Source organism: Neisseria sp. P0021.S006, assembly GCF_051956895.1.
Genome location: NZ_JBQCWZ010000785.1, coordinates 1 through 664 on the forward strand (window position 1 = coordinate 1; position 664 = coordinate 664).

A 664-nucleotide genomic window follows, 5' to 3' on the forward strand; every position below is an offset into this window, starting at 1 on the left:
ATCTTTAGCAGTCTGTTGCAATGTAAAAGGCCGTCTGAAACATCATTTGATGTTTCAGACGGCCTTTTATTTATTCGCACGATATGCCATTAATCCCAAATATTTGCGCGTTCGACTTCTTTCCATGCGTCTAGAATCAGGCTGCCGTCGTTGTCTTTCAGCAAGGCGGCATCTGAGAGCATACGGCGCCAAGTGCGGGCATTTTTTAGGCCGTGCATCAAGCCTAGTGCATGGCGGACGATGTGGCGTAGGATAGTGCCACGTCCTGAGGCGATTTGTTCGCGGCTGTATGCATATAGCCAAGCTGCTAAATCTGCGTATTGGATTGGTTCGTGTGCGTCGTTATAAAACAGTACATCCCAATTGCGCATCAGCATTGGATTATGATAAGCCTCGCGCCCGATCATGACCCCATCGACAAATTTCAGATGTTCGGCGATTTCTTCGTTGTTGGTGATGCCGCCGTTAATTAAAATTTCCAAGTCGGGGAACTCTTGTTTCAAGCGGTAGACGTATTCATATTTGAGTGGCGGGATTTCGCGGTTTTCTTTCGGGGATAAACCGTCCAGCCAAGCATTGCGTGCATGGACGATAAATGTGCGGCAGGCTGTTTTTTCGCGAAGCGTGCCCACAAAATCTGCCACGACTTGATATTCTGTCTGTC

Annotated in this window: 1 protein-coding gene; it reads right to left on the reverse strand. The window is 48.0% G+C overall.

Annotation, left to right across the window (positions count from 1 at the left end; genetic code table 11):
* Positions 1 to 89: 89 nt before the first annotated feature.
* Positions 90 to 664, reverse strand: a 575-nt coding sequence (locus ACTHUM_RS17090) for a tRNA-dihydrouridine synthase (protein WP_440403566.1), incomplete at its 5' end; no start/stop codon positions are given.